Source organism: Sphingobacterium sp. UGAL515B_05, assembly GCF_033097525.1.
Classification (GTDB): Bacteria; Bacteroidota; Bacteroidia; order Sphingobacteriales; family Sphingobacteriaceae; genus Sphingobacterium.
The window spans coordinates 5797316-5822276 of record NZ_CP109907.1 but is presented as its reverse complement, the minus strand read 5'-3'; the positions used below and the strand labels follow the sequence as shown (position 1 = coordinate 5822276).

The 24961-nt window shown below is 36.8% G+C and carries 20 protein-coding genes; 14 read left to right on the top strand and 6 right to left on the bottom strand.

From position 1 onward, the window contains the following. The first annotated feature begins 113 nt into the window (after positions 1-113). Together OK025_RS24410 and OK025_RS24405 are read left to right on the top strand one after the other, a co-directional pair. Complete coding sequence (locus OK025_RS24410; RefSeq protein WP_317667361.1) at positions 114-1628, top strand: DoxX family protein; 1515 nt, start codon at positions 114-116, stop codon at positions 1626-1628. Between the two features lie 31 nt (positions 1629-1659). Further along, positions 1660-1914 carry a DUF6520 family protein gene (locus OK025_RS24405; RefSeq protein ID WP_317667360.1) on the top strand — a complete coding sequence of 85 codons (255 nt, stop codon included), beginning with the start codon at positions 1660-1662 and terminating at the stop codon, positions 1912-1914. Between the two features lie 27 nt (positions 1915-1941). Here the strand turns inward: OK025_RS24405 and OK025_RS24400 are convergent, their stop codons facing one another. The 5 genes from OK025_RS24400 to OK025_RS24380 all read right to left on the bottom strand — a co-directional run bounded on the left by OK025_RS24400 (position 1942) and on the right by OK025_RS24380 (position 10517). Next, positions 1942-4272 carry an alpha/beta hydrolase family protein gene (locus OK025_RS24400; RefSeq protein ID WP_317667359.1) on the bottom strand — a complete coding sequence of 777 codons (2331 nt, stop codon included), beginning with the start codon at positions 4270-4272 and terminating at the stop codon, positions 1942-1944. Between the two features lie 152 nt (positions 4273-4424). Continuing rightward, complete coding sequence (locus OK025_RS24395) at positions 4425-5798, bottom strand: RagB/SusD family nutrient uptake outer membrane protein (protein WP_317667358.1); 1374 nt, start codon at positions 5796-5798, stop codon at positions 4425-4427. 11 nt (positions 5799-5809) lie between these two features. Then, the gene (locus OK025_RS24390) at positions 5810-8884 is read right to left on the bottom strand and encodes a SusC/RagA family TonB-linked outer membrane protein (protein WP_317667357.1); all 3075 of its coding nucleotides are present in this window, start codon (positions 8882-8884) and stop codon (positions 5810-5812) included. 160 nt (positions 8885-9044) lie between these two features. After that, the gene (locus tag OK025_RS24385; protein ID WP_317667356.1) at positions 9045-9938 is read right to left on the bottom strand and encodes a FecR family protein; all 894 of its coding nucleotides are present in this window, start codon (positions 9936-9938) and stop codon (positions 9045-9047) included. Positions 9939-10031: 93 nt separating this feature from the next. Then, positions 10032-10517: a sigma-70 family RNA polymerase sigma factor gene (locus OK025_RS24380; RefSeq protein WP_317667355.1), complete on the bottom strand. Its 486-nt coding sequence runs from the start codon at positions 10515-10517 to the stop codon at positions 10032-10034. A 657-nt stretch (positions 10518-11174) separates the two neighbouring features. On the opposite strand from OK025_RS24380, the gene OK025_RS24375 reads away from it, so the two are divergent. The 10 genes from OK025_RS24375 to OK025_RS24330 all read left to right on the top strand — a co-directional run bounded on the left by OK025_RS24375 (position 11175) and on the right by OK025_RS24330 (position 19777). Continuing rightward, positions 11175-12575, top strand: a complete 1401-nt coding sequence (locus tag OK025_RS24375) for a hypothetical protein (protein ID WP_317667354.1) — start codon at positions 11175-11177, stop codon at positions 12573-12575. Further along, positions 12550-13695 (top strand): putative toxin, encoded by a 1146-nt coding sequence (locus OK025_RS24370; RefSeq protein WP_317667353.1) that lies wholly within the window; start codon positions 12550-12552, stop codon positions 13693-13695. Before OK025_RS24375 ends, OK025_RS24370 begins: the two co-directional genes overlap by 26 nt. Positions 13696-13718: 23 nt before the next feature. Beyond that, positions 13719-14075, top strand: coding sequence for a hypothetical protein (locus OK025_RS24365; RefSeq protein ID WP_317667352.1), 357 nt, complete (start codon positions 13719-13721; stop codon positions 14073-14075). 10 nt (positions 14076-14085) lie between these two features. Next, positions 14086-15066 (top strand): hypothetical protein, encoded by a 981-nt coding sequence (locus OK025_RS24360; protein WP_317667351.1) that lies wholly within the window; start codon positions 14086-14088, stop codon positions 15064-15066. A gap of 64 nt (positions 15067-15130) precedes the next feature. Then, on the top strand, positions 15131-15640 hold the full coding sequence (locus tag OK025_RS24355) for a hypothetical protein (RefSeq protein WP_317667350.1): 510 nt from the start codon (positions 15131-15133) through the stop codon (positions 15638-15640). Between the two features lie 11 nt (positions 15641-15651). Continuing rightward, positions 15652-16107 (top strand): ribonuclease E inhibitor RraB, encoded by a 456-nt coding sequence (locus tag OK025_RS24350; RefSeq protein WP_317667349.1) that lies wholly within the window; start codon positions 15652-15654, stop codon positions 16105-16107. 98 nt (positions 16108-16205) lie between these two features. Then, the gene (locus OK025_RS24345; protein ID WP_317667348.1) at positions 16206-16973 is read left to right on the top strand and encodes a DUF2314 domain-containing protein; all 768 of its coding nucleotides are present in this window, start codon (positions 16206-16208) and stop codon (positions 16971-16973) included. Positions 16974-16998: 25 nt separating this feature from the next. Then, a complete protein-coding gene (locus tag OK025_RS24340) occupies positions 16999-17319 on the top strand; it encodes a hypothetical protein (protein WP_317667347.1) in 321 nt (106 codons plus the stop codon). Between the two features lie 26 nt (positions 17320-17345). Continuing rightward, positions 17346-18371, top strand: a complete 1026-nt coding sequence (locus tag OK025_RS24335) for a hypothetical protein (RefSeq protein ID WP_317667346.1) — start codon at positions 17346-17348, stop codon at positions 18369-18371. A gap of 194 nt (positions 18372-18565) precedes the next feature. Further along, positions 18566-19777 (top strand): hypothetical protein, encoded by a 1212-nt coding sequence (locus OK025_RS24330; RefSeq protein WP_317667345.1) that lies wholly within the window; start codon positions 18566-18568, stop codon positions 19775-19777. 4 nt (positions 19778-19781) lie between these two features. On the opposite strand, the gene OK025_RS24325 is transcribed toward OK025_RS24330, so the two are convergent. Then, the gene (locus OK025_RS24325; protein ID WP_317667343.1) at positions 19782-20552 is read right to left on the bottom strand and encodes a LexA family transcriptional regulator; all 771 of its coding nucleotides are present in this window, start codon (positions 20550-20552) and stop codon (positions 19782-19784) included. 78 nt (positions 20553-20630) lie between these two features. Between OK025_RS24325 and dinB the strand changes: the two genes are divergently transcribed. Further along, the gene (dinB, locus tag OK025_RS24320; protein ID WP_317667342.1) at positions 20631-21779 is read left to right on the top strand and encodes a DNA polymerase IV; all 1149 of its coding nucleotides are present in this window, start codon (positions 20631-20633) and stop codon (positions 21777-21779) included. An 11-nt stretch (positions 21780-21790) separates the two neighbouring features. Beyond that, the gene (locus OK025_RS24315; protein ID WP_317667341.1) at positions 21791-24835 is read left to right on the top strand and encodes a DNA polymerase III subunit alpha; all 3045 of its coding nucleotides are present in this window, start codon (positions 21791-21793) and stop codon (positions 24833-24835) included. Positions 24836-24961 lie beyond the last annotated feature (126 nt).

The following is a 24961-nucleotide window of genomic DNA, read 5'->3' as shown; positions in this document are numbered from 1 at the left end:
ACTTTTGTTGCATATTGGTATAATTTTATTGCATATTGGTATATAATTGTTAATATTGTCAATATTTATTTTTAGCACAAGACCGAAATTTGTCATAATCAATGCCAGTGATTATGATAAGCTTTATAAAAAAGTATTTTGTACAGACGGTAAGCATTCTTCTTGCATTGCTTTTCATATATGCTGCAGCCAGTAAGTTGTTGGACTTTGCAAACTTCCAGGTACAACTTGCTCAGTCTCCGTTATTAAGTGCGTACGCGGGAATTATATCGTACCTGATCCTAATAATCGAATTTCTGGTAGCAATTGCGTTATGTTTACCCATAAGCAGGCTTCTAGCGTTATATGGATCACTGGCATTAATGGTCGCTTTCACTATTTACATATACCTCATATTGAATTATAGTGATTTCATACCCTGTAGTTGTGGAGGTATACTGGAAAAATTGGGATGGAAAGAACATCTTATATTCAATTTTTGCTTTGTTTTGTTATCTCTTGGTGCAATCGTGGCGCTCAGTAGGAACAGCGGTTTTAAAATGCGCACAACTTTAGCTTTTACGAGTATTACAACTGTGCTGAGCTGCGGAATTGTGATTGTGTTGTTTCTAGGGTCAGAGCACATTGTGAAAAAGGAAAATAATTTCACAAGACGCTTCTTGGTTCATCCAGTTATTGAGGAAAAAAAGATTCTTGACCTGGACAGACCGGACTATTATTTTGCTGGTTATGATGATGAACATATCTATTTTGGAAATAGGATCTTTCCGCAGATTTTGACGACCGCAGACACAGCACTCAATAGCATTCAGTTAATGAAGATCCAGCCAGACAATATGAACCATAAATTTTCTAATGTGCGGTTGCAGGTCAATAATGGATTTTACTATTTTTATGACGGTACTATACCAATAATTTACAGTGGTAGATTAGGAAATCCAAACGCTAAAACTTTAAGTTTTCAAGATGCCTATTTTAATCAGCTTATTGTTCTGGATTCAGCACGGTTTGCGCTGAGAACACAGAGCAGCGCGACGAAACAATTTACACTGGCACTCCTTGATCTAAATTCAGATCCTAAGATAAAGTTATTTCCAGAGCTTTTAAAAAAGCAGATAGATGGTGTATTCGATGTAGATGGAAACATAACTTATGACAAGTCTCAGAACAACTTGATTTACACCTACCTCTATAGAAATGAATACCTAATTATGGATGATCGGTTTAGGTTAAAGAATACGTTCAATACTATTGATACAACACGTATTGCCCAGATCAAAATAACAAAACTTGCTGACGGTAGACACAAAATGAATGCGCCCCCATTGAAGGTAAACCGTCAGAGTGTTGCATTCGGTGGAGTACTGTTTAACCAATCTGATCTCATGGGTAAGCTTGAATCTAGGGAAGCATGGAAAGCCGCGAAGGTGATAGATATGTATAGAACCGACCGACAGGAATATATTGGAAGCTTTTACATATATAATAAAAAGGAGATGAAAATGCACGATTTCTTGATAACTGAGAAATATATGTATGTTCTACGTGGAGACGAAGTGGTAAGGTACCGCATTCGCGATATTATCAAAAAAAATTACGTAAGAGGGGAAGCCGAAAACCTCCACTAAGAGTAGGCAGAGAAATTATAAACAAATTAAGATGAAAAAATTATTATTGCCTGCACTCATTGTAGCAATGGGTGCCGGAGCAGCAGTTGCCGGAAACAAGGCAAAATTTAACGAAACAGCTTATCGCTTTGATGAAAGCCAAGGGCTGTGTATTGAGACCGAACAAATGTGTGGTGAAGAGGAAACCAATCCTGTTTGTACCTGGTCTGCTGATAATTCTGTGGAATTGCAAAGATTTATCAGTCCAACAGAATGTGGAAAGGTTCTGCACGAAATCTTACCTTAGACGTTGGCGTTAAAAGTGAAAGGGATGCTATGTAGCATCCCTTTTAATTTCTTTTTCGATCCAAGGAATATCGGTTTTATTTTTTAGAAAATAATCCCACCATTCAAGTGCTCTTCTGTTCATGTCCATACTTTCTTTCGTGTTCCATCCCAGATCATGTTCTCGCTGTTGATAGAATAGGGCAATTGTAGGAAGATTGTTCCGCTTTAGTCCCATAAAGAATTCCATAGCCTGTTCCGAAGGAACAATATCGTCTTTAACACCGTTCCAGAGCAGAAAGGGCGCTTTAACCATTTCCACGTAATTTATTGGACTGTTTTTTAGATAAAGTTGTTTATCCTCTGAAAAAGGTTTGTTCATTTCATACTGTCCGGTCTCAAATCTTGTGTGATTAGGCTTTTGTTCATGATAATCATAGGAAAAATAGCGGGAAGTTATATCACTATATCCTGCACCTGCAATAAAAGCGGCGAATCGGTCGGAGTGCGTGGCAATAAAATTGGTTTCATATCCACCCAGGGAATGGCCAGTCAGTCCAATTTTATTTTTATTGATGGCAGTGTATGTGGATAAGGCATCGAGTGCGCTATTTATACAGTCCAGTGCCGCAAGACCAGGTCCTCTGCCATCAAAGACGATATCCGGTTCATACACAAAATAACCATGTGCCAAAAGGGTTCGTCTGTTGACCCCAGTCGGTTCATTTGCTGGAAGGGAATAAAGATTGGATAGACTGCTTTTAATCTGATATATATAGACAACCATTGGGTATTTTTTACTGCGATCATATCCTGACGGATAATAAAGCACTCCCTTCAAAGGTGTTCCAAGAGAATTTTTATATTGTACAATTTCTTGTTTTAGAGTTTGTCCAGTCTTATCCTCAGTAGTAAATATTTCAGTTTTGTTTTTGCATCCAGCTTTTGAAGTGAAGATCTTGGGTGCCATGTTAAAATTTTCTTCGATTGTTGCAAAATTCTTCAAATTGTGGTCGTATTTAATTTCTTTGATGCGATTTTCTGTTGAAGGAAAGACAATCTTTTTTTTGCCCTTATAAAACGTACTGTAAGTACTGCTATTTGAAATCTTATTTACTGTTCTTATCAACAGTGGACTCCTATTTTTAAGCATATTCATTTTAAACCCGAACACAGGATTCGTGGTTTTTCGCTCAGCATTTAAAATTCTAGCCTCCTGTTTTTTTGATATTCCAGCAGCGAAGAGTGTTTGGCTTTTTATATCAAAAATCCAGATGTCATTGAAACTTTCAAAAAGGATGGTTTTAAAATCCTCGGAAAATGTTGGATTCTGTAAACTTTGCTTATGAATAATAAAGTTGCTGGCAGTTTTAACGTCATAAAGGTTCCATTTTTGATCTTTGGGGTTTAGAGACATAATAAAACGTCCGTCGGATGAATGTACGATGTCCTTTGTAACCTGATGAAAAATTTCGGTAAAGGTTCCGCTTGATGTATCATATAGTTTCAGATTTAAAAAGGGATGCAATGTTAGATTCTCAAATTCCTCCAATGGATTAAAAGCCAAAACATACCTTTCACTGTCAATGTTACTGTAGATTGGATAAGTGTCGGGTAACTTATGTGTCCTGTTTGTATCCTTGTTCAATAGATAATAAAGGTAGTCTGTTGATCCTGCCTGTTTAGCGCCTAGATTATTGTCTTTTCCGTACCAGATATCTAAAAAATTCTCCTTAGATGGTTTTCGTCTACTTGCGAAGGTAATAAAATACGCTTTGCCGTCTTTAACTTGAGACACTTCAACGAAGTCAGCTTTTTGGGACTCAATACCTGATAATTTTATTTGTTTTCCATACTTCGTATCAATAAATATCAGCTGCAATTTCTGTGTCTTTGGATCATTTAGGCAGATTATCAGATCTTTTCCGGAAGGAGGCAGGATCATTTGCTTAATTTCCTGTTGGGTTTCAAATAAAATTACTCTTTTATCACTTTCTATACGTGCCACTTTGTTCATTGTACCTTCTTTAAAATTCAGAAACAACGAAGTTTTTTTATCTGTTGTATACATTTCGCTATTTGCCACTGATTGCAATAATTGATTCGCTGCACCATAAAGTTTCAATGTTCCACTGTTATCAATTATAAAGTACTGATTTAGTTCAAAAAGGATATCTGCAAACCTCATATTTTCATATTTAACCGTTGTTTTCTTATGTAAATTGCTATGCTGTGCTATTCCATTTCCGTAGGAGAATAAACTGCTGTTTTTTAAGAAAATATTATTTGGCATTTTAAGTATGGTTGCCAGCTGGTTATTTGTTCTATTGGCGTCCAATACTACAGCGGTATCGCTGTTGGTCGAATATATTTTTCGCATAGCCACAAAGTTTGTATCGGGCGAATAGGTAAGGTTATTTATGGTGTGATATCTTGATATCCATTGCTGTAAAGTATCATTAGTAACCCAAGACTGGCAGTTTCCTATAATATTTAGAAGGATTAATATAAAAGTTAATATCTTTTTCATCATCAGTATCCGGTATTTTGTGGGTTTAGATTAGGATTTAGCAATAACTCTTTTTGTGGTAAAGGCCAAAAGCTATGGTAGCTTTTCCAATTTGTTTTAATGGGTAGAAGGTCATTTAGTCTATTCATCCTTTTAAGGTCAAGGAATCGATGCCCCATTTCGGTAAAGAATTCTTTTCTATTTTCTAATAGGATTTCATCAAGTAAGCTCTGTTTTGAAATCGGCATCACAAGTGCTGCCAATGTTGCGCGTTGGCGTGTTACATTCAGGTAAGGAAGTGCGTCAGCTATTTTATCCTGTTGGGCAAGCGTTTCAGCTAAAAGGAGATACACCTCGTCTAATCTAAATACAACTGAAAATTCCGAAGTATTATTTGTAAGTGCCTTATATTTTGCGACCCTGTACCATGTATTTTGTCCTACAGTAACAGTTGCCATCCACTGATTTTTACGCTGGTCGCCAGCAGTGAAGATGTTTACCAAATTTTGGGACAACGCATAATTGGAAGGGGCTGCGCCTGTAAAATAATAGGCAGTTACTTCCTGGGTTGCATCGCCATTGTTTTTTGGTTTTAATTGCCACAGTATATGTGATCCACTTTTTGTAAAAACCTTGCTGAGATCATTTTCAATTTGATAAAGGGAGCTTTGAGCTATAGTTCGCAATAAAGTTTCAGCATTATTCCATTTGGATTGTAGCATATAGATTTTTGCAAGCATCAGCTGGGCAACCTTACGGTTAGGAATGATCCTTTCTGTACTTCTGTAAGCATCCGTAAGTAATGATATGCTGGTGTTGAGATCATTTTCCAATTGGGTCAGCACTTTTGACGATTGGATTTTTGATAAGGATTGATTTATCTGATAATCTGTTGAAGTAGGATAGGGAATATCGCCAAAAATTTGTTGTAGGTAGAAGAACAGTATTGATCTTACCAGTAGTGCTTCACCCTTGATTCGCTGCTTTTCAATGGCAGGAATCGTTGTAGATTTTTCTGTTCCTTCCAATATGGCGTTTGATACATACACCAATCTGTATGCTGAGGCCCAGTATGTACTTATTGCAGCATTGCTATCAATCTGCTGATTTTGAAAAATATCGTAAAGTCCCGTCGTAGAATTTGTTCCATAATAGGTAAGGTCGTCTGTATAACTTCCCAGTAATCTACCTGTTTGGTTGCCAGCGAGCGGTGAACTGTTCCATAATCCAGCGTACAGTTCCGCAAGTGCAGCATTAGCTGTCTGCACGGTCTCAAAAACCGATTCAGTAGGAATCTGGTTTTCGGGCACGTCTACTTCCAGCATTTTTTCACATGATAAACTAACCTGTAGTAGTAAAATCGCCAGTATTGTATATATAAATATGTGTGTTTTCATTTTGAGATATTTTAAAGATTTAATTTTAAACCAAATGAGAATGTGCGTAAAGGCGGGAGGTAGCCAATAGTTGTGAATTCCGGATCAATGCCAAAATACTTTGTCCACGTGATGAGATTTTGGCCTTGAAAGTATATCCTTATACTTCTGAATGATGTGTTTTTTAAAGGGATATTGTAGGCCAATTCCACATTTTTTAGCCTGATAAAGGACCCGTCTGATACAGATGCTGAACTATTCTGGAATATTGAATGGTTAGGCGATGCATTGGCCTTATAAGGCTGATAAAAGCCTCCCGGATTTTCTGGCGACCAGACATCCAACGCTTCAACTGGAAGATTGTTCATTATCCCCGGAGAAGGAATGATGTAGTTGTAATTTCTACTTTTCTGTTTTACAAACTGAAATAAGAAAGAGAAATCCCAGTTCTCATAATGTAAGCTGCTGCTTAAACCGCCAAAGAAATTTACTCCGATGTTTTCTACTATTTTGGCGTCGTCCGCTGAAGAGATTTTGCCGTCTCCATTGTAGTCTGTGAAAATATAAGCTCCGGTTTTAGGGTCGATTCCTTCAAGATTAAATAACTTAACAATTGAGGTAGGTTGGCCAATAACATAGGTATTACTATATGTTGAGCCCTCTAGTCCCGGAAAAGAAATTAGTTTATTTTTGGGAAAAGTTATGTTAAATGAAGTTTCCCATTGGAATTTTCCCCTGGAAAATGGTCTGGCATTCAATTCAAATTCCCATCCAGTATTCTGCACCGTGGCATCCAAGTTCGCAAGTACAGAGGAAAAGCCAGTCATTGTAGGCAGCTGGTAGCCGACTAATTGATTGGATGAACGGTTGCGGTACCAGGCGGTATTAATATTTACTTTATTCCTGAATAATCCCACTTCGATTGCAGCTTCAAGTTTTTTGGTTTTTTCCCAACTGAAATCGGGATTGAACAGACGGGAAGGGACCAGACCTGTTACACCATCGTAAATGGATGAAGAGACGGTATAGGTATCCAAATACCCATAATCACCAATATTGTCGCTACCTGTTGTTCCAAAACTTCCACGTAATTTTCCAAAACTGACCCAACTCGAATTTTTTAGAAAATTCTCCTCGGAAAATAGCCATGCTGCACCTACAGCGCCAAAATTTGCAAATTTCTTATTTGGTCCAAAACGGCTTGATCCGTCACGCCTACCGGTGATATTCAGGATATATTTTTTATCAAATTGGTAGTTTACTCTTCCAAAAAATGCGACATATCTGTATTGCGTGTTGTATTGATCTTCGATCGTTTTTGTTTTTGCTGCTGATATATTGTGGATAAGTGCATTACTTTCGAAGCCTGTACCGCTCATTGAGCCATAGGAGTTATTTTCATTTTGAAATGTGCCTCCTACCAAAATATCAAGGGCATGGTTTTCATGACTGAATTTCCAGTTAATCTGTGGTTCCAGTATATAAGATAGTCTATTCTGATTGTTTTTGGAAGCCTTTGAATAGGCGCTTGACTGTCCGGTTACATACGCAGGATTGTAGATGGTATTCGGACTGATATTCCATTCCTCAAAAGCTTGATAATTGACCCCTCCACCTAGTTTTAGTGTGATATTTTTAAACAGATCGTATGCGATGTTAAGATTTGTCAGATACTGGATGTTTTGGTTCGAGTATGTAGCATTGTATGCTGCAACGGGATTACTCCAGGTATTATTCTCCCAATTCAGTGTGCCATCATCATTGTAAAGGGCAGGTGCATTTGGAGACAGAGAAAATGCACTTCGGGTGATGTCCGAATTTATAACATTGTTTTTTTGAATGCTGAACATATTTGAAACCGCAAGATTCAGCTTTTTGTCTTTTGACCGGTGTGCAATATTAGTGGTGATACTATTTGTGGTATATTTAAAATCATTGCCAAAAACAGTGGACTGTTCATTATGCCCCAAGCTTAGAAGAAATGATGTTGTCTCACTACCACCTGTTAATTGTAGTTGGGTATTGGATGCGGTTGCTGTATTTCCTATTAAACTTTTAGACCAGTCAGTATACCTGTCCGCTCTCCATGTACCATTAACGTCATAAGCATTTGCTGGATATGTGCTGATTCCACTATTGAAAAATGCCTGCCTCCGCATACTTAGATATTGTTCAGTATTCATCATTTTCAATCTCGACATTACGTTACTGAGTGCGTATGATGAGGTTAGTGACACGCTTAGCCTGCCCGATTTACCCTTTTTCGTTGTGACGAGAATGACCCCATTTGCACCGCGGGAACCGTAGATTGCGGTCGCATCCGCATCTTTTAACACCTCAATACTTTCGATATCATTCGGATTGATACTATTTAAGGGGCTGATACTTGACATAGGCAATATTGCAGATGTAAATCCAAACGTTTTCACTTCATTGCCTATTGGAACGCCGTCGACAATATAAAGCGGATTGTTGCCATCACTTCTTAACGAGTTTTTACCTCTAATCTGGACTTGAAAGCCACTGCCAGGAACACCACTGCTCTGCACAATGCTGACCCCAGCCATACGTCCCTGTGCAGCTGCCAGCACATTTGATATGGGCTGGTTTTCGATTTCTTTAGCGCTAACTTTAGCAATACTTCCGGTTTGTTCTTTTTTGCTGACCTTATAGTATCCGGCGTTCAGGATAACTTCATCAATAACTTTTGTATTATAGACTGTGGTTGTGGTATCGGCTTTAGTAAGTATAGGGGATGAGTTTTTGATAATTGCCGAGGTTGATTTATTTTTTTTCGGCCTGATGATAACGCTATTATTGTCGATAAAAGTTTCGACGGGAACATCCCTCAAAATTTTATTGAGACAGTCCATTACCAGTTCATTTTTACATTTAGTTGGCTGAACTGAATAATCTTTAAGATCATCGTTTGAGTAAATCTTATCTTTTACATTTTCTGATAGAAATTTCCCTACAGCTTCTGATGCAGTTGTTTTTCCAGTTTCAAAATTTACCCTCTTTATGGAGAGTTTTTCTTGGGCATACAGCCCTTGGCAGCCTATTGATAAGAAGAGAATCAATAGTACTGCTCTGCAAAGTTTTTTCATTATTTTTGCATTAGTATTTATAATTAATAATCTATCGAACAGTTATTGGTTGAATACTTCTTGGCCGACGGTTGCACCCGTCGGTCTCTTTATTGTATTCTTCCACACCGGGTTTTATTAGGAGTACGGAATTAGGGCAGGAGTATGGATAGACCATAGTCTATTCCTCCAATTGAAATGTTTTATCATTTATTTTTTTAGTTTTTAGGTTCAGTTTGAGTGAGATGAGTCTTATCAAATCCGCTGCTGTGGCTTTTTCTTTTGTAGCACTAATTTTTGAATTTGCAACCGCTGGCGGGAACAGAATTTTTATGCCGTAGGTATTTTCTAAAATTTTTATGGCATTAGAAAGTTCTAAATCAGTTAATGAAACAGTCGCCGCATTGTTGGTTTGAGATTGACCTGTACTTTTAGTATCAACAATGGTCGCAACATCTTTAGAGCCTTGATTGGAGAATGTTTCCTTCGGATGTACAATAAATGTTTCTGCTGGTTTTTCAGTTTTTATAACCTGCACTTTACCCTCATACAGATCAATATTGAAGGTTGTTTTATCCTGGGTGATTTTAAAAACTGTACCCAAAACTTTTGTTTCATAAAGTCCGGCATGTACGATGAAGGGATGATTTTTGGATTTGGTTACATTAAAAACTGCATCCCCTGTGAGAAAGACATCTCTTGTAGCTGCTGGAAATGATTTCCCTACCATTAATATGGCTCCCTTTGCCAAGATAGCTGTCGATCCATCCTTTAAAGTAACTTTCAAATCATCATGATATGCCGTATATACATCAGGTAGAAAGAGCGTTCTGTAAGCTATAATACTGAAAATAATAACCAGGGAAGCGGCGACCAGCATAGAAGAATAACGGAAAGTCTTTCTCCTTCTCTTTTGTGCTTCATGTGCTTCTATTCTCGCATAAAGTTTTCGATGAAACTCCTTTGCTTCCTGCTCTGTAGGAGGCTCTAAATCGGCATCTGTGTTATTAGTGAGGCTATCCCATATCTCTTTTGCTTCATCTATGGCTATTGACTGATGTTTTCTCTTGTCCATAATAAAGGGCTTTATTATGTATACATGAAAACTACATTTATAGCCCCCTGTAATATGAAAACTTTAACTGAAATTAACCTTTTTTAACTGAAATTAAGAATGATTTTGATGTTCTCGGAGAAATATAAGTGCCTTTCCGATCTGCTTTTTTACAGCTTTAGTGGATAAATTTAGATGTGTCGCGATTTTTTCCTGAGTAATGCCCTCATACTTGTTCATGGTGAAAATCTTCCTTCTTATGGGAGGAAGCTGGTCAATTTTCGTCTTCAAAAGTTCCAGTTCTTCGTCTTTTTCAAGCTGAGCCTGGAGCATTTCGGCCGATTCATCGGGTAATTGGAGATTACTAATTTCTGTAGTATAAGGGTGCTTATTCAGATTTGAGAAGTAGTTGGAAATCTCCTGAACGCAAGTTTTTATAATTACACTTTCAGTATTGTGTTGAGTGAGTGAACTCCTGTAAATCCATAGATGGAAAAAAATATTCTGCATTACGTCAAATACATCATCGCGGTCTTTGACCTTTCGGGTGACCATAACAAAAATACGGTTCCAATATGTATCGTAAATTTGCTGAAACATAAGATTGTGATTGTTTGTATGACGTGAAATTAACGGCATTATAGGTTATTTAGGAAATTCGCAGTTCTACAAATTTAAGTATAATTTACTAAAATTGTTTATTTTAGTAATATATTTGCATTGATGTGGTATAAACACTGAAATAAATTATACTTTATCGGCGATTTTAGCCGTTTATCAGAATTTTTGAAATGTATATCATATTTTAGTGATAATAATTATCTTTTATAAAAATATTTATATCTTAGCACCCTAAATTTTATCGAAAATAAAGCGTAAGCTGTCAAAAAGGTTTGAGAAAACTGCGAAACTTCCAAATAACCTCCTATTGACAGACTTACGCCTGTGCATCGTCATACGGGCATGGGCTAGGTCGTCATTAGGTTATGGGTTCTTCGCAGTACCTCTCAAAGATGACGTATCTGGTTTCATGCCTTTTGTATTTTCCCAGGAATGCATCAGTTTAATACCTTATAATTTTTTCTATTATACGACATGTTTTGTCGTTCTGACAGTATAATTTCGCTTATAGATCTTTGATAAAGAGCAATCGATCAGAGAATCTGATAATATTTCCGTGAAAATACGGATACCGTAGTGTTATAAATTAAAATATATTGCGAAGCCAAAATTAACCTTTAAAAACACACCTATGAGATGAGACAAATATTATTATTTAGCTTATTTTTATGCTATCACTATATCTACGGACAGATTCCAAATCTGCCGCAAAGGCCTAGTGTCTCCAATCTTTACAGTATACCTGCGGGTCTGAATAATCAACCCACCCCTAGACCTGCCTCCCCAAATATTAATGCTAATTCAAATCTTTATAAAAAAAAGACTACCCACCAAGACGATCAGGAAGCGATTAACAAAGAGGTTGAACGCCAGATGGCTTTAATCAGGGAAGAAGCTGATGCAAAACGCTATAATCTCAGCTCTTTATCCGAAAAGGAAGGAACTGATTCTTACTACAGGGCCTATGATAATTTACTAAAGCTCGATCCCGACGGGTATACACTTGCAGATGCTGTATTTATCGTTGAAAATGCATACAACAATAATGACAGGAATTTTCAGTCGGCTTATCAGCAGCAGATACAGAAAGCGACTTCGATAATCAGGCAAGATATTAAGAATAGCGGTATTGATGAATCTGACAACGTTGCTAAAAATCTTTCAATTTTCAAATACTTTGCACAGGATACCAAGCAGAATGGAAAAGTTGTCCACAAAGCTGTCAAATATGATTTTGATGATTATATGGGGGCAAAGGACTATAGTAAAATGTTTGTTTCCAAACTGATGAAAACAAACAGTGGGCAATGTCATTCCATGCCATTGTTGTATTTGATCTTGGCAGAACAGATCGGTGCAGAAGCCTTTTTGGTTATGTCACCTAACCATTCTTATATACGTTTTAAGGATAATGATGGCGAAGTGTTGAGCGTAGAGTTGACCAACGGCATGTTTTCAGCAAATTCGTTTGTTCTGAATTCAGGATATATTAAAGCTGAAGCCCTTAAGAATAAGCTTTATATGCAAAATCTGACAAAGAAAGATGTTCTTTCGCAGACTTATGTAGATCTCGCCAGTGGGTATATCCACAAATTTGGCTATGATGAGTTTGTTGCCAAGGTTCTAGGAAAGGCGCTGGAGCTCAATCCGAACAATATTAACGCAACCCTATGGAAGAGCAATACTGACCAGATGAGGTTTATGCAGGCCTGTAGCCGTCTAGGAATTGATCCTGAAAATAAAGAACAATTGCAAAAGATCAGGAGCTATCCGCCACTGGAAGATCAATTTCTGGGTATCAAGGCTGGTTTTGATTACATCGATCAATCTGGTTTTGCCCAGATGCCTGCGGAGCAGTATGAACAATGGTTAGGCTCGTTGAAAAGCACTGAAAATAAGCAAAAAAGTGATGAGATTGCGGAACGGGTACGACTGCTCAACGCTCAAAAACAGCGTGAAGAAGCTAAAAAGGCAAAAACAATTACACCGAAAAAGGAAAGTCCTAAAGTATATGCTATTCCAAAGGAATTTTTATAACCAGATAATTCGAAATACAAACTTAAATATGAGAAGGATTTTATTATTTATTCTGCTGTTTTTCATTGGATTTAACCATGCGCAGGTAAAACAGAATAAAAAATTGACCAGCAAAAAGGAATGGGTCAATCCGGTAAAGCTGACCAAAGAAGAAAAAGCAAGACCTTACATGAGTGAGGTGCTAAAAACCAGAGATTCCTTAACGCCGGTTGAGGCGGAAAGAAGAAGAAAAAATATTGAGGCGGGTAACCCATTTAAAAAATATGGTTATTATCCGAAGGTTGCTACATTGAGCAAAGGAAAATATCTTGAATTTCATGATCAGGACAGCATCGTTACCATTGGTTCGGTAACTTTTAATGTTAAAAAAGGCGAAATCGTTGATTTTATTGAAGTAAATCTAGATGATCCCGATGCACAACCGATTGGTGATACGCATGGCAGGTGGATCAGTCCTGATCCTTTAAGTGAGGAATTCCCAAGTTGGAGTCCCTATAGCATGTCGTTTAATAACCCTGTAAGATTTAAAGATCCTACAGGTTTAGCACCAGAAGACGCTACCGAATGTTGTTGGTGGTTACGTTTAATGCCATTATTTGAAGAATCTTCAATAAAACCAAACTTAATTGAAACAGTTACGAAGACTGGTGAAGTCGGAACTAAGCAAAGTGAAGCCGTAACAAAAGCTCAGCAAGAACATTTCAATTTTGGTAGATATGTTGAAGAAAAACAGCTTGCCGAAATGGGAAAAGAGAAAAATACCAAAACCTATGAATACACCGATCCTAAGACTGGAAAGACTGGAAAAACTATACCCGACGCAATGACAGATGAAGGAGGAACAGTGGAGATAAAGCACGTTGCCAAACAATCTTTTACCAAACAGCTTAGGGGTCAGCAGGAGATTTCAAAAGCAAGTGGACAGGAAGCAATTTTGAAAATCAATGAATCTGCAAAATTAAGCGAACCTCTTAAAAATTCCGGCATTAATATTCAACGATATACGCCTCCAGCAAAGCCTAAAATTGATAACCTTAGAGTTATACCTGCTCCGGCCCCAAAACTAATTCCTGTGCCAAAACCTAAAGATCCTTGTGCTGGCGTACCAGGTTGTACATAATTCCAATTTTATTATATTTAAAGATGACAAATGTTCAAATATTGCTTAGCGCTATTAAGGAGCAAGCAGAAAAATTTTTATCAGAGAGTGGAGAATTCGCCCCTTATGCTACCTATGTCAGAGCAAATGGTGACCTAGCTTATATCTCTGCTTATTCGGAATCAACTGACTCAAAAGAAATGTATGATATTTTGTTGGCTGGAGCATATGATGATTTAAAAGATGAGGATGTTCGGGTTTATGCTATTGCTCAGGATGGAAAATATCAGGGTAAGGATGTATTGGTTGTGGATTTAATACTTTCGCCTGAAAGCAGATTTCAGCAAATATATCCCTACATTATAGACGGTAAAAAAGTAAAATTTGAGGAAATGATCTAAATTTAGATTTATGATGGACAATCCATATTTAAAATTTAAAAATGATGACTTGAGGGAATCTAAAGTTTTAGCCGAAGCATTAAATATTTCTGCAATCGATTTTTTAAAAATTCAAGATTGGTTTGACCAATTACTTCTATATCATCAAGAATTAACTAATGATAGGGAAGACCAATTGAAAGCAGAAAAGGAATTGGAGACTAATTTCCAGGAACTGATCTCATCAGAAATTGAAAAGGATAGCTATAAGTACATCCTGCCAAAACTGTTGCATTATAACAACGAATTTCATGGAGCTTTTTTAAGGTCTTTATACGTCGCCAGATTGGGAGCTTTGCTCAGAAATAATCTTATCCCAAGTTTTGTGAAGGACAAGATGATTACTTATTCACCGGAAGATTATTTTCATATTACTGTTTATCTTAAACATAACTATTTTATTTCACCGAACAGCAACTTTTTGGAAGACATTATAAAAATTGAACAATCCCGAAGTATTTTAAAAAAAGCTACTATGGAGGTTAAGCTATCAACTTTGAAAAATATATTAGATATTATAAATCAGAAAACTTTTCACCATGATGTAATCTGTTTTAAGAAGATTTTAAAATTAGTAACAGCAAACGACACTGGATTAATGGATTATCTGAAAAATTATAAAGTTGAAAATAACCAATGCTGTTATAAAAATATTAGTGACATTCTGAATTTTGGAATCTCTGCAGATCTATGGAAAGACTTTGAAATTAAAGTACAGCTAATTCATTTCTTTGATACATCGAGAGGTGCCAAAACTACATCGAGTTGGTTAACAAAGTTAGATGAACTAACCATAAGAGTTGGTAGTTCCAAACTTTTTCAACTTGCTAAGGCAGTTTTGAAAAATGAAAATTGTAAAAGCCATAAGTTTGATTATGGGGTACAATGGAGCGATGATACTGCGAAAAGATTTTTGAAATCTGCACAATGGATAAAAGATAGTTTAAAATAAATAAATTTCAAGAAATTGATATTGTTAGGTTTTCAATTTAACATTAACAATACTAATATTATTAATGGCAAAAAGAGTTAAAACGGAGATCGGTGATATGTTTTCAGTAACATTGGATAATGGGAAAAAGAAATATTTTCAATATATAGCAAACGATTTAACCCAATTAAATAGTGACGTTATCCGTTCCTTCAAAAGAGAATATCCAAGTGATGTAATTCCTGACTTTGCGGAAGTAACAGGTGGAGAAATTGACTTTCATGCACATACAATGATTAATATCGGAGTAAAACAAGCTTTGTTTACGCAGGAAGGAAAAAGTATTGTTTATCCTGCCATAGACGATATACTATTTAGAGATACAAATGATTATGGCAAAAAAGTCGGTGAAGAACCTATGAAGGTTTCCGAAAACTGGTATGTGTGGAAAATTAATGATAAAGATTTCAAAAAGGTAGGTAAACTGGTAGGGGAGAATACCAACGCGGAGGTAGGAATTGTAATTCCCCCATTTGCTATCGTGGAAAGAATCAAGATTGGCAAATATAATTTCGTTTATCCAGACTTTTCTTAAAAAGCGCAGAGATGATTAGAGTATTAATTGTATTTTTTGTTCTTGCAATTAGTCTTTCTTGCGATAAGAAGAAGGATAAAGTGATTATTGATTCGTCTACTGTTGTAGACTACAAGATTATTGAGTCGACGTATTCTGATGACGAAAAGGCCATAGAGGATTTAGATAGAAAGGCGGTTATTGATTTGTACAAAAATGGAATTGAAAGGAATTCAAAACATAAAATTGAATTCTTCTTTATAAGTTCAACTGCGGAAAATGCGAAGAAATTAAACGCATATTTAGAACTTATGGGGTATACAGCTGGATATAGGCAGACGAATGATAAAAAAGATTATGTCGTAATTGGTTACACGGAGCCTGTCTCAATTAACGAAGAGGCAGTTGTTGGATGGGCAAAAGAAATGTCTAAAATAGCAGAAAAGAATAGTAGTGTTTTTGATGGATGGCAGATTGCTGTAAAGTAATAAAAAACTGTATGCATCTTGTAAAACTAAAAGTGTTAAGAGCTTTTTCAGACATCTTAATACAAGAATTTTATCCCTACCTAGTTTGATCCCATTAAATGAAAAATACTTTTGAATTCGAGATAAACGACGATTATCTCTACTTATTATATAAGGCAAAAAACACAATTTGGTATTTCAATGAACTAATTGGTGATGGTTATTGCGGTTATTCAGCCATTAAATTTAAGAATAAGGACGAAATCTTTGTGTGGTTGGAAAATGTCAGAGTTGAGAACGGCCGTTATCATGGCGTGTTGCCAGAAAACAACGAGGTTCATAGTATTTTGATTGCTGAGGCTATAGATTGGATGTTAATTGTGGATCAGCGGTTGATTGGAGGTTATACAATTCGATATTACAATGAGACATTGTCAGAAGATAAAAAGGTCGATTTTGAAATACACTGTGGATTTCGGATTGATCTTGGAAATGATTTATTTAAGGCAGACCGGTCAACTGCGGAAGGGGCAATTATTGCACTTGAGAATTTTTACAGTGAAAAAAATATAGAAGGTGTTCTTTCATGTAAGGATTTTAATATGGAAGCTGAAAATGTTCTGCTTGAAAGCAATTTGGAATTTAGCAAGGACATACATTCAAAAATTAAAACCGTTCTTAAAATATCATTATTAGAAGATCTTGAAAGGAATGGATTTCCAAATTTCGAAAACATAGAAAGGGTATTTACATTGCTTGATAGTCGGGCAGGACAGCAGTTTATTGAGGAAAGGATAATATTTGAAAATGGCTCAACGGTAAGTAATAAATTTTGGGTAGGTTTTATAAAAGATGATGGCTGGAAAGTACTGAATCTTGTTGACTGAAAACTATTATGAAAAGTGGATAATCATGAAATTAGATAAAATTATTAAGGAGGTAAGGACGAATACAATCAATGAACTGCTTAGTGGTGACCTGAGCAATACCGACTATGAGAACATTATGCTGTATGCAGAATTCACGGTCAGTACTGATGCAGATTATAAATTTTTTCGATCTAGAAAGGGTATGGCGGGATTAATAAAAGAAGAGGAAATATGGTTCGAACGTCTTTGCTCACTTAACCAGCTTTGTTTCTTAATAGATCACTTCCTTTCACAATATGGTCGGAAAACCGATGATATATTGGTGATCGATATCATTGATCATCTGGATAATCAGAACAATTAAATACACCCATTTTTGGGAACCTAATTATGAAATACTTTTATATCTCTTTATTTATTTTCATTGCCGGTTTGGTAAAATCGCAGGAGAACCGATTTTATGATGAAGCATATTTAACTATTGATAATATGCTCAATGATAAACAGAAATACAGTTTTAAAGTGGCTGTGCTGAGTACGGAGAATGCATATTATCAGGGGAAGCTAGATACGGTTGAAGTAAACAGGAAAATAAAATTTATGGCAAATTTCTGTAAAACTATTCTTCGAAATCGGGACCTTACTTATAATGAAACAGATAAAGATAAAGTTAGTAAATATGCGTCGATTTTTTCAGTTATCTGTGAAGAGACACCTATTTTAATCGATCAAGATACGGTACACTATAAACCATTTACATACGATTTTGAAGATGTTTTCGGACACAAAGATCTGACAAGCCTTTTTGTTTCAAAACTGGTAACTACGCAGAGAGGAAATTGTAATTCATTACCATACCTCTACAAAATTCTTGCGGAGGAAATCGGCGTTGAAGCAAATCTTGCGCTGGCACCAAATCATATTTATATCAAACATAATATAAAATCCATTGGCTGGTATAATACAGAATTAACAAGTGGTATCTTTCCGCAGGACGCCTGGTTGATGGCATCGGGATTTATTCACTTAAATGCCATTGAAAATGGAATTTATATGAAAGCATTAGATAATCGCGAAAGCCTCGGTTTATGTTTAGTCGATCTGGCGAATGCTTATAAACGGTCTTTTCCTGAAAGTGACGGGAGCTTTGCGCTAAAATGTGCTGAAAGGGCCTTGAAAGTCAGTCCAAATTTAATAACAGCATTACTATTGCGGGCAGAAACTCACAAGGAACAATATCTGAAAATGGAAAAATCCGATCGAAAAGCAAAGGAGCTTCTTTCGTCATTGAACAAAGAGTACAATTATATTCACAAGATTGGGTATAGAAATATGCCTGAAGGGATGTATCTGGAATGGCTCGTTTCTCTTAAGACGGAAAGAAAAAAATATGAAGACGTTAGGTTAAAACGATAATCTTCCAGAGGTTTATTATTTATGTTGACTTAGGTTTGATTTTGCAAAGAATGAAGTTGTCTATCGTGAATTCAATTTCTTTATATTTGGGTATAGCTAAATTATGATCGTTTTTTTTGCAAAACTGGGAAGCTAGCTGAATTACAAATTGTCATTGTTAAGAAAGATTCGACAAAAACTTTAAAATTTTAGGTATGGTACATCCGCTTAAATGTAAAAAATGTGGGGATTATAGATTTATTGAATTTGCCGGGGTAAACTTCAATGATGGAGATAATAAGAAAGGTTTTGGAATCAAAATACCTTTTTATTTATGTAAGAACTGTGGTGACAGGGAAAGTATTCTTCCCGGTGATAATTTCATGAAGTTTAGAGATGAAATGATGGGCGACATAAAGGAAGGGGAGTTTTTTGACATGCCTTTGAAATACGTTTTTTCAAAGCTGGATGCAGAAAAGAGATTTAAAAGATATGATCATTTGGGATTTCAATATGATCCTTTAGATTACTATATAATTCCAGGATTATATCGTCCGGAGGATGATGGATATTTGACTCCGGTTTTCTTTGATAAGGATCTTTTGATTTATTATAATGGCCATCCTGACTACGCTGTAAAATTTACCTCGTTTTCTTCTTGTAATATATACTTTAAAGGAGAACCATTATTTAGTTGGGGATTCGGAATAAACAGGAACGGAAAATTGTTTAAATGGCTTGGTGATCTTGATGAAGATTTCAGAGATGAAGATATGAAACCCCATCTGAAAAGATTTCAGGCTTCTAACGTTCCGTCCGATCATGAAGTTTTTTCGAAATTTTATTTAAGTCAGAATCCATATTCTCCAGATGATGCTTTTCAAAATTCTGATAATGAAACACGCTTATTTTATTTAAAAAATCAATTCAATTCTGAAATTAGAGATAAATTTGGAATAGATCTCACCAAAGTTGATGTCAGCAAGCTATCTGAGTATTATAAGCCCCCGATAATGGAAGAAAGGGAGCAGGTCTTTTCTGCGTTTCTCAGCCTAAACAAATATCTTGTAGAGAATATCCAAGATCAATCTCTAAGAGAAATCTTAAAAAAATCTGGGTTAACTGATGAAGGTTTAGTAAATAAAGAAGGTAGAAAGTTGGGCAGTTTAAAGCTTTTATCATTGTTTATTGAAAGAGTGCTTTTGAAAAGTGACGCAGATACATTGATTGCACCTCTCTTTGTACTAAATGATTTAAGACAATTGCACGGCCACTTAAGTGATTCCAGTTTTGTAAAACGGTATAATTCGTGCAAACAAAGGTTGGGTCTCCAAGAGTCAGCTACTGATCTCGAGGTTTTTAAAGCCTTGGTGAAAAAGCTAATTGAATTTTATGAAAGTATCATTGATAAAAAGGATGTTAATTAAGTATTTATCGGGTTTTTAATTCTCGAACCTCTTCCATCAATTTTATCAGCATTGATTTTATGTCTTCGCCTGCGAAGTCAATTATTTCCTGTTCTCTAGATGAAAAACTGCCTGCATATTGCCAAACCTCCCAAAGGTCAGCAAATGAAATATCGTAACTATCATAAAATGTATTGTCAGATTTTACGGTAATGGAATTGTCGTTGATAGTTTCAATGCGTTTGAAAGTAAATCCTTTGCGCGTTACCAGTACATGCGTTTTACCCAAACTGATATCTTGAATACTCTCGACGTATCTTCCAACAATGTAGGTGCCATCCTGATAGGGAGGCATCGAATCACCTACTGCTGGAAAAGCTCTATATTTTCCATTATGAAGGAAAGGTAGTGACATTGTTTGCAGACCTTCAATATATTCTGGATCAGCATATCCTGACAGGTAGCCCATTGAGGCTTTATAGGGTATTATCTCTATTTTATTTTCACCTACTGAATCAGTTTTTATGGGTAGCAAAATCCTGTTATCGGGCAAGCTTAACATTTCTTCAAGCTTATACTTTCTTAAATCAACAGTCAATAACAAGTCAGTACTGATGTGGTAATATTTGGATATAGCCATTAAGGTATCAATCGGAATATTGATTTTTCCCGATTCATATTTGGCATAAGCATCTCTGGTGATGCCTAATATGTTGCCAAATTTTTGTTGGGACATTTTAGGTATCTGCATCCTTAAATACTTGATGTTATCGGAAAAAATTGCAAGCGCTGACATTTTGTGAATATTTTTCACAACAAATATAGTGCATTTGGGAAAAATGTTCACAATTTTGCTAAATAATTTAGTAATAAAATGGAACGCTCGATTGTACATTTGGATTTGGACACCTTTTTTGTGTCGTGTGAAAGGCTGGTAAATTCCGGTTTAAACGGTATTCCACTGATCATTGGAGGTGGGGACAGAGGGGTTGTGTCTTCGTGCAGTTATGAAGCAAGAACATTCGGAGTTCGGTCTGCAATGCCCATGAAACTGGCGCTCCGTTTATGTCCGCAGGCAAAGGTGGTTAAGGGGGACATGGAACTGTATTCCAAGATGTCACATACGGTTACAGAAGTGATCGAGGAAAGTGCACCAGTAATGGAAAAAGCATCTATTGATGAATTTTATCTGGATCTAACAGGAATGGATAGGTTTTTCGGAGCATATAAATGGACTAAAGAGCTGGGGAAAAGGATCGAGAAGGAGACAGGACTACCGATCAGTTATGCGCTATCAATCAATAAGACCGTGAGCAAAATAGGGACTGGTGAATCCAAACCGCACGGTCATCGGGAAATTCCATCAGTGGGTGTTCAGTCGTTTTTAAATCCTTTATCTATCAAAAAAATGCCGATGGTCGGGAATGCAACTTTTCAGCTTTTTTCGAGAGTAGGTATCCGGACTATCGGCACACTTTCAGAAATGCCTGTTGATGTCCTACAACAGATGATCGGAAAAAATGGAGTCGATCTCTGGAAAAAAGCGAATGGTATTGACGAAACTCCTGTTATACCTTATTCCGAAAGAAAGTCAATTTCAAAAGAGAGGACCTTTAGCACTGATACGATGGATGTCTTTGAGGTTAAAAGCCTAATTTCTGGTATGGCTGAGCAACTTGCCCATCAGCTCCGACAGGAGAAGTGGCTAACTTCTACAGTTGTGATCAAGATCAGGTATTCAAACTTTGATACAGAGTCCAAACAGTGCCGGGTGAGCTATACTTCTTCTGATCATACATTGGCTAGGGTAGCATTGGAACTTTTCGACAAGGTTTATTCACGCCGGATGCGTCTACGTTTAGTGGGATTAAGATTTACGGATCTCGTTCACGGTAGCTACCAAATGAATCTTTTTGAGGACAATGCTGAGCTGATCAGTTTATATCAGGCGATGGACAATATCAAAAACCGTTTCGGTAAAGATGCAGTAGGTCGTGCAGTAGGTTTTAATTTTTCACGCTAGCATGTGCAAGTATGTTTTTAAACTGTCATTCCTTTCACAGTCTTCGTTATGGAACACTTTCCATAGATGATCTTATTTCGCAGGCGTTAGCTTTGGGAATAGAGGAACTTGTTCTAACCGATATAAATACAGTGACCGGCATCTATGAATTTAAAATTAAATGTGAAAAGAATAATATCCGTCCGATTGTGGGAGTGGAAGTGCGTAAAGGAAGCGAACTGTACTATATTACAATTGCAAAGGAATTTCGAGGGATTTCAGAAGTAAACAGCATGCTTACTTCGTATAATTGTGATGGGGTCAATTTACCGTTACAGCCGGATTTAAACGATAATTTTATTATCTATCCTTTGGATAATGCTCCTAAAAATCTTCGTGATAATGAATATATCGGAATCCGTGAGGATGAGCTCAATCTGTTGATACGACCTGAGTTAAAGAGGGTAATACCCAAAATGGTTATTCTCTGCCCGGTTACATTTAGCACAAAGAAGGAATACAATCTTCACCGGATCTTACGTGCCATTGATAACAATGTACTTCTTTCCAAGCTTCCGGAAAAGGAAGTTTGCAGGAAGTCGGAATATTTGCGGTCCGCCCACTCCGTATTTGAAATCTTTCGCCATTATCCGGAGATTATAGAAAATACGCAAAAATTATTGTCACAGTGCAAATTTGAATTTGCATTTTCTACACCAAGAAATAGAAAGCATTATACAGGAACCAAAGCTGATGATCTTAAACTGCTTACCCGGTTAGCTTATGCTGGTCTGGAGCGCCGATACGGTAGACATCATGAACAGGCAAAACAGCGTATTGAAAAGGAGCTGAAGGTTATCGACGAATTAAACTTTAGCGGTTATTTTCTTATTACCTGGGATATCATCAGATATAGCAACAGTATGGGATTCATGCATGTGGGAAGGGGCAGTGGGGCCAATTCTATTGTAGCATACTGCCTTGGCATTACTGATATCTGTCCGATTGAGCTTGACCTATATTTTGAGAGGTTCCTCAACCTTAATCGAAAAAGTCCTCCTGACTTTGATATCGATTGGTCATGGCAGGAAAGAGATATTATTCTTGATTATATTTTCAATAGATACGGTAAAGAGTATGTCGCCTTCTGCGGCACTAATGTAGAGTTTAAATATCGTTCGATTATTCGGGAAGTTGGAAAAGCATTCGGACTTCCAAAAGAGGAACTTGACGAGCTGAGCAAATATCCAGAACGGGTATTTCGGGACGATATAGTAAAGCAGGTGCAGAAGTATGGGAAGCTGCTTGAAAAATTTCCCAACCAGCGGAGTATGCATTCCTGCGGGATTATTATTTCCGAGGAACCGCTGACAAATTTTACAGCCCTTGAGTTGCCACCAAAGGGTTTTCCCATTGTACAGTGGGATATGCATGTTGCTGAGGAGGTCGGTTTTGAAAAATTTGATATTTTATCCCAAAGAGGGCTTGGGACGATTAACGATACCGTAAGGCTACTGGAAGAAAAAAGGGGAATCAAGGTCAATATCAAAGACACTACGATTTCCAAGGATGAACAAAAATGCAATGAATATTTAAGTCAGGGAAGAACCATAGGCTGCTTTTATATTGAATCACCGGCTATGCGCGGTTTGCTTAGAAGGTTAAAATGCGATAATTATAAGGTATTGGTTGCCGCATCATCTATCATCAGACCCGGGGTTGCCCAATCGGGCATGATGCGGGAATATATCTTTAGGCACAATAATCCAGACAAGTTTGAATATTTCCATCCTGTTTTTGAGAAGCAGTTAGGGGAGACCTACGGCATTATGGTTTATCAAGAAGATGTGATCAAGATTGCTCTGCATTATGGTGGTGTTTCAGCTGCTGATGGTGACATATTGAGAAGAGCTATGAGCGGAAAAGGTAGGTCACTTTCGGCACTTCAAAAAGTGAAGGATGATTTTTTTGCATCTTGCAGAAAACAGGGACATCCTGAGCAGCTGAGTAAAGAAATTTACCGACAGATTGAATCGTTTGCAGGGTATTCATTCTGTAAGGCTCATTCCGCTTCCTATGCAGTGGAGAGTTATCAATCGCTGTATCTTAAAGTTTATTATCCATTGGAGTTTATGGTTTCGGCGATAAATAATATGGGCGGTTTCTATAGGACAGAGGTCTATGTACATGAGGCAAGGATGTCAGGGGGTGTTATATTGAATCCATGTGTCAATAAAAGCGAGTACGAAACAACGATTTATGGAGAGGAAATATATTTGGGACTGATGCTGCTTGAAAAAGTTGAATCGAAACTTGCTCAGCTGATACCTAAGGAAAGAAAGGCAAATGGGGAGTATAGGTCAATGGAAGATTTTATCAAGAGAGTTCCAATTGGTATTGAGACTTTGCAGACGTTGATCTTTATCGGAGCATTCCGTTTTTCAGGTGTTCCAAAAAATGAATTATTGCTCAAAGCGCGCATTCAATTGGGTGATTTTAAACCGGAAAAAAGATTTCATACTCTTTTTGAAGAACCGATCAAGGAATACAAATTTCCGGAATTAAAAAGAAATGTGTTTGAGGATGCTTTCGACGAAATCGAGATTTTAAGTTTTCCGGTATCCTGTACACCTTTCGATCTGCTTCAGACAAAATATAGAGGAACTGTTATGGCGAAAGATCTCACTGCCCATCACAAAAAAGAAGTGAAGATGCTGGCCTACCTTATTTCAAGGAAACATGTGCCGACCAAACGGGGGACAATGTATTTCGGAACATGGATAGATGTGGAAGGAAACTATTTTGATACAGCTCATTTCCCGGACTGCCTTGAAAAATATCCTTTTCAAGGTGGGGGATGCTACCTCTTGCTAGGAATAGTTGAAGTGGACTTTCATTTTCCGACCATAACAATTACTAAAATGGCCAAGATGCCGTTTATTGCCGATCCAAGGTATTCACATGATGAAGAAAAGAAATATGAGGCGCAGCAACGGATCAAGGAGGACGTCAGTATGACCTTTAGAGCGCCTTATCCTCAGGAACATGAGATCGGACTTCCAAGGAAAAAACTTTAGATGATTTATCGTTTTTTTACGTAAAAAGAGTTTCTTACTGAAAGTAATAATCAGTTGATCTTTTTAAATATATTTGTTTCTAAGGAAAAATTGATGGCTAATTCCATATATTAATAACCTGAAAAC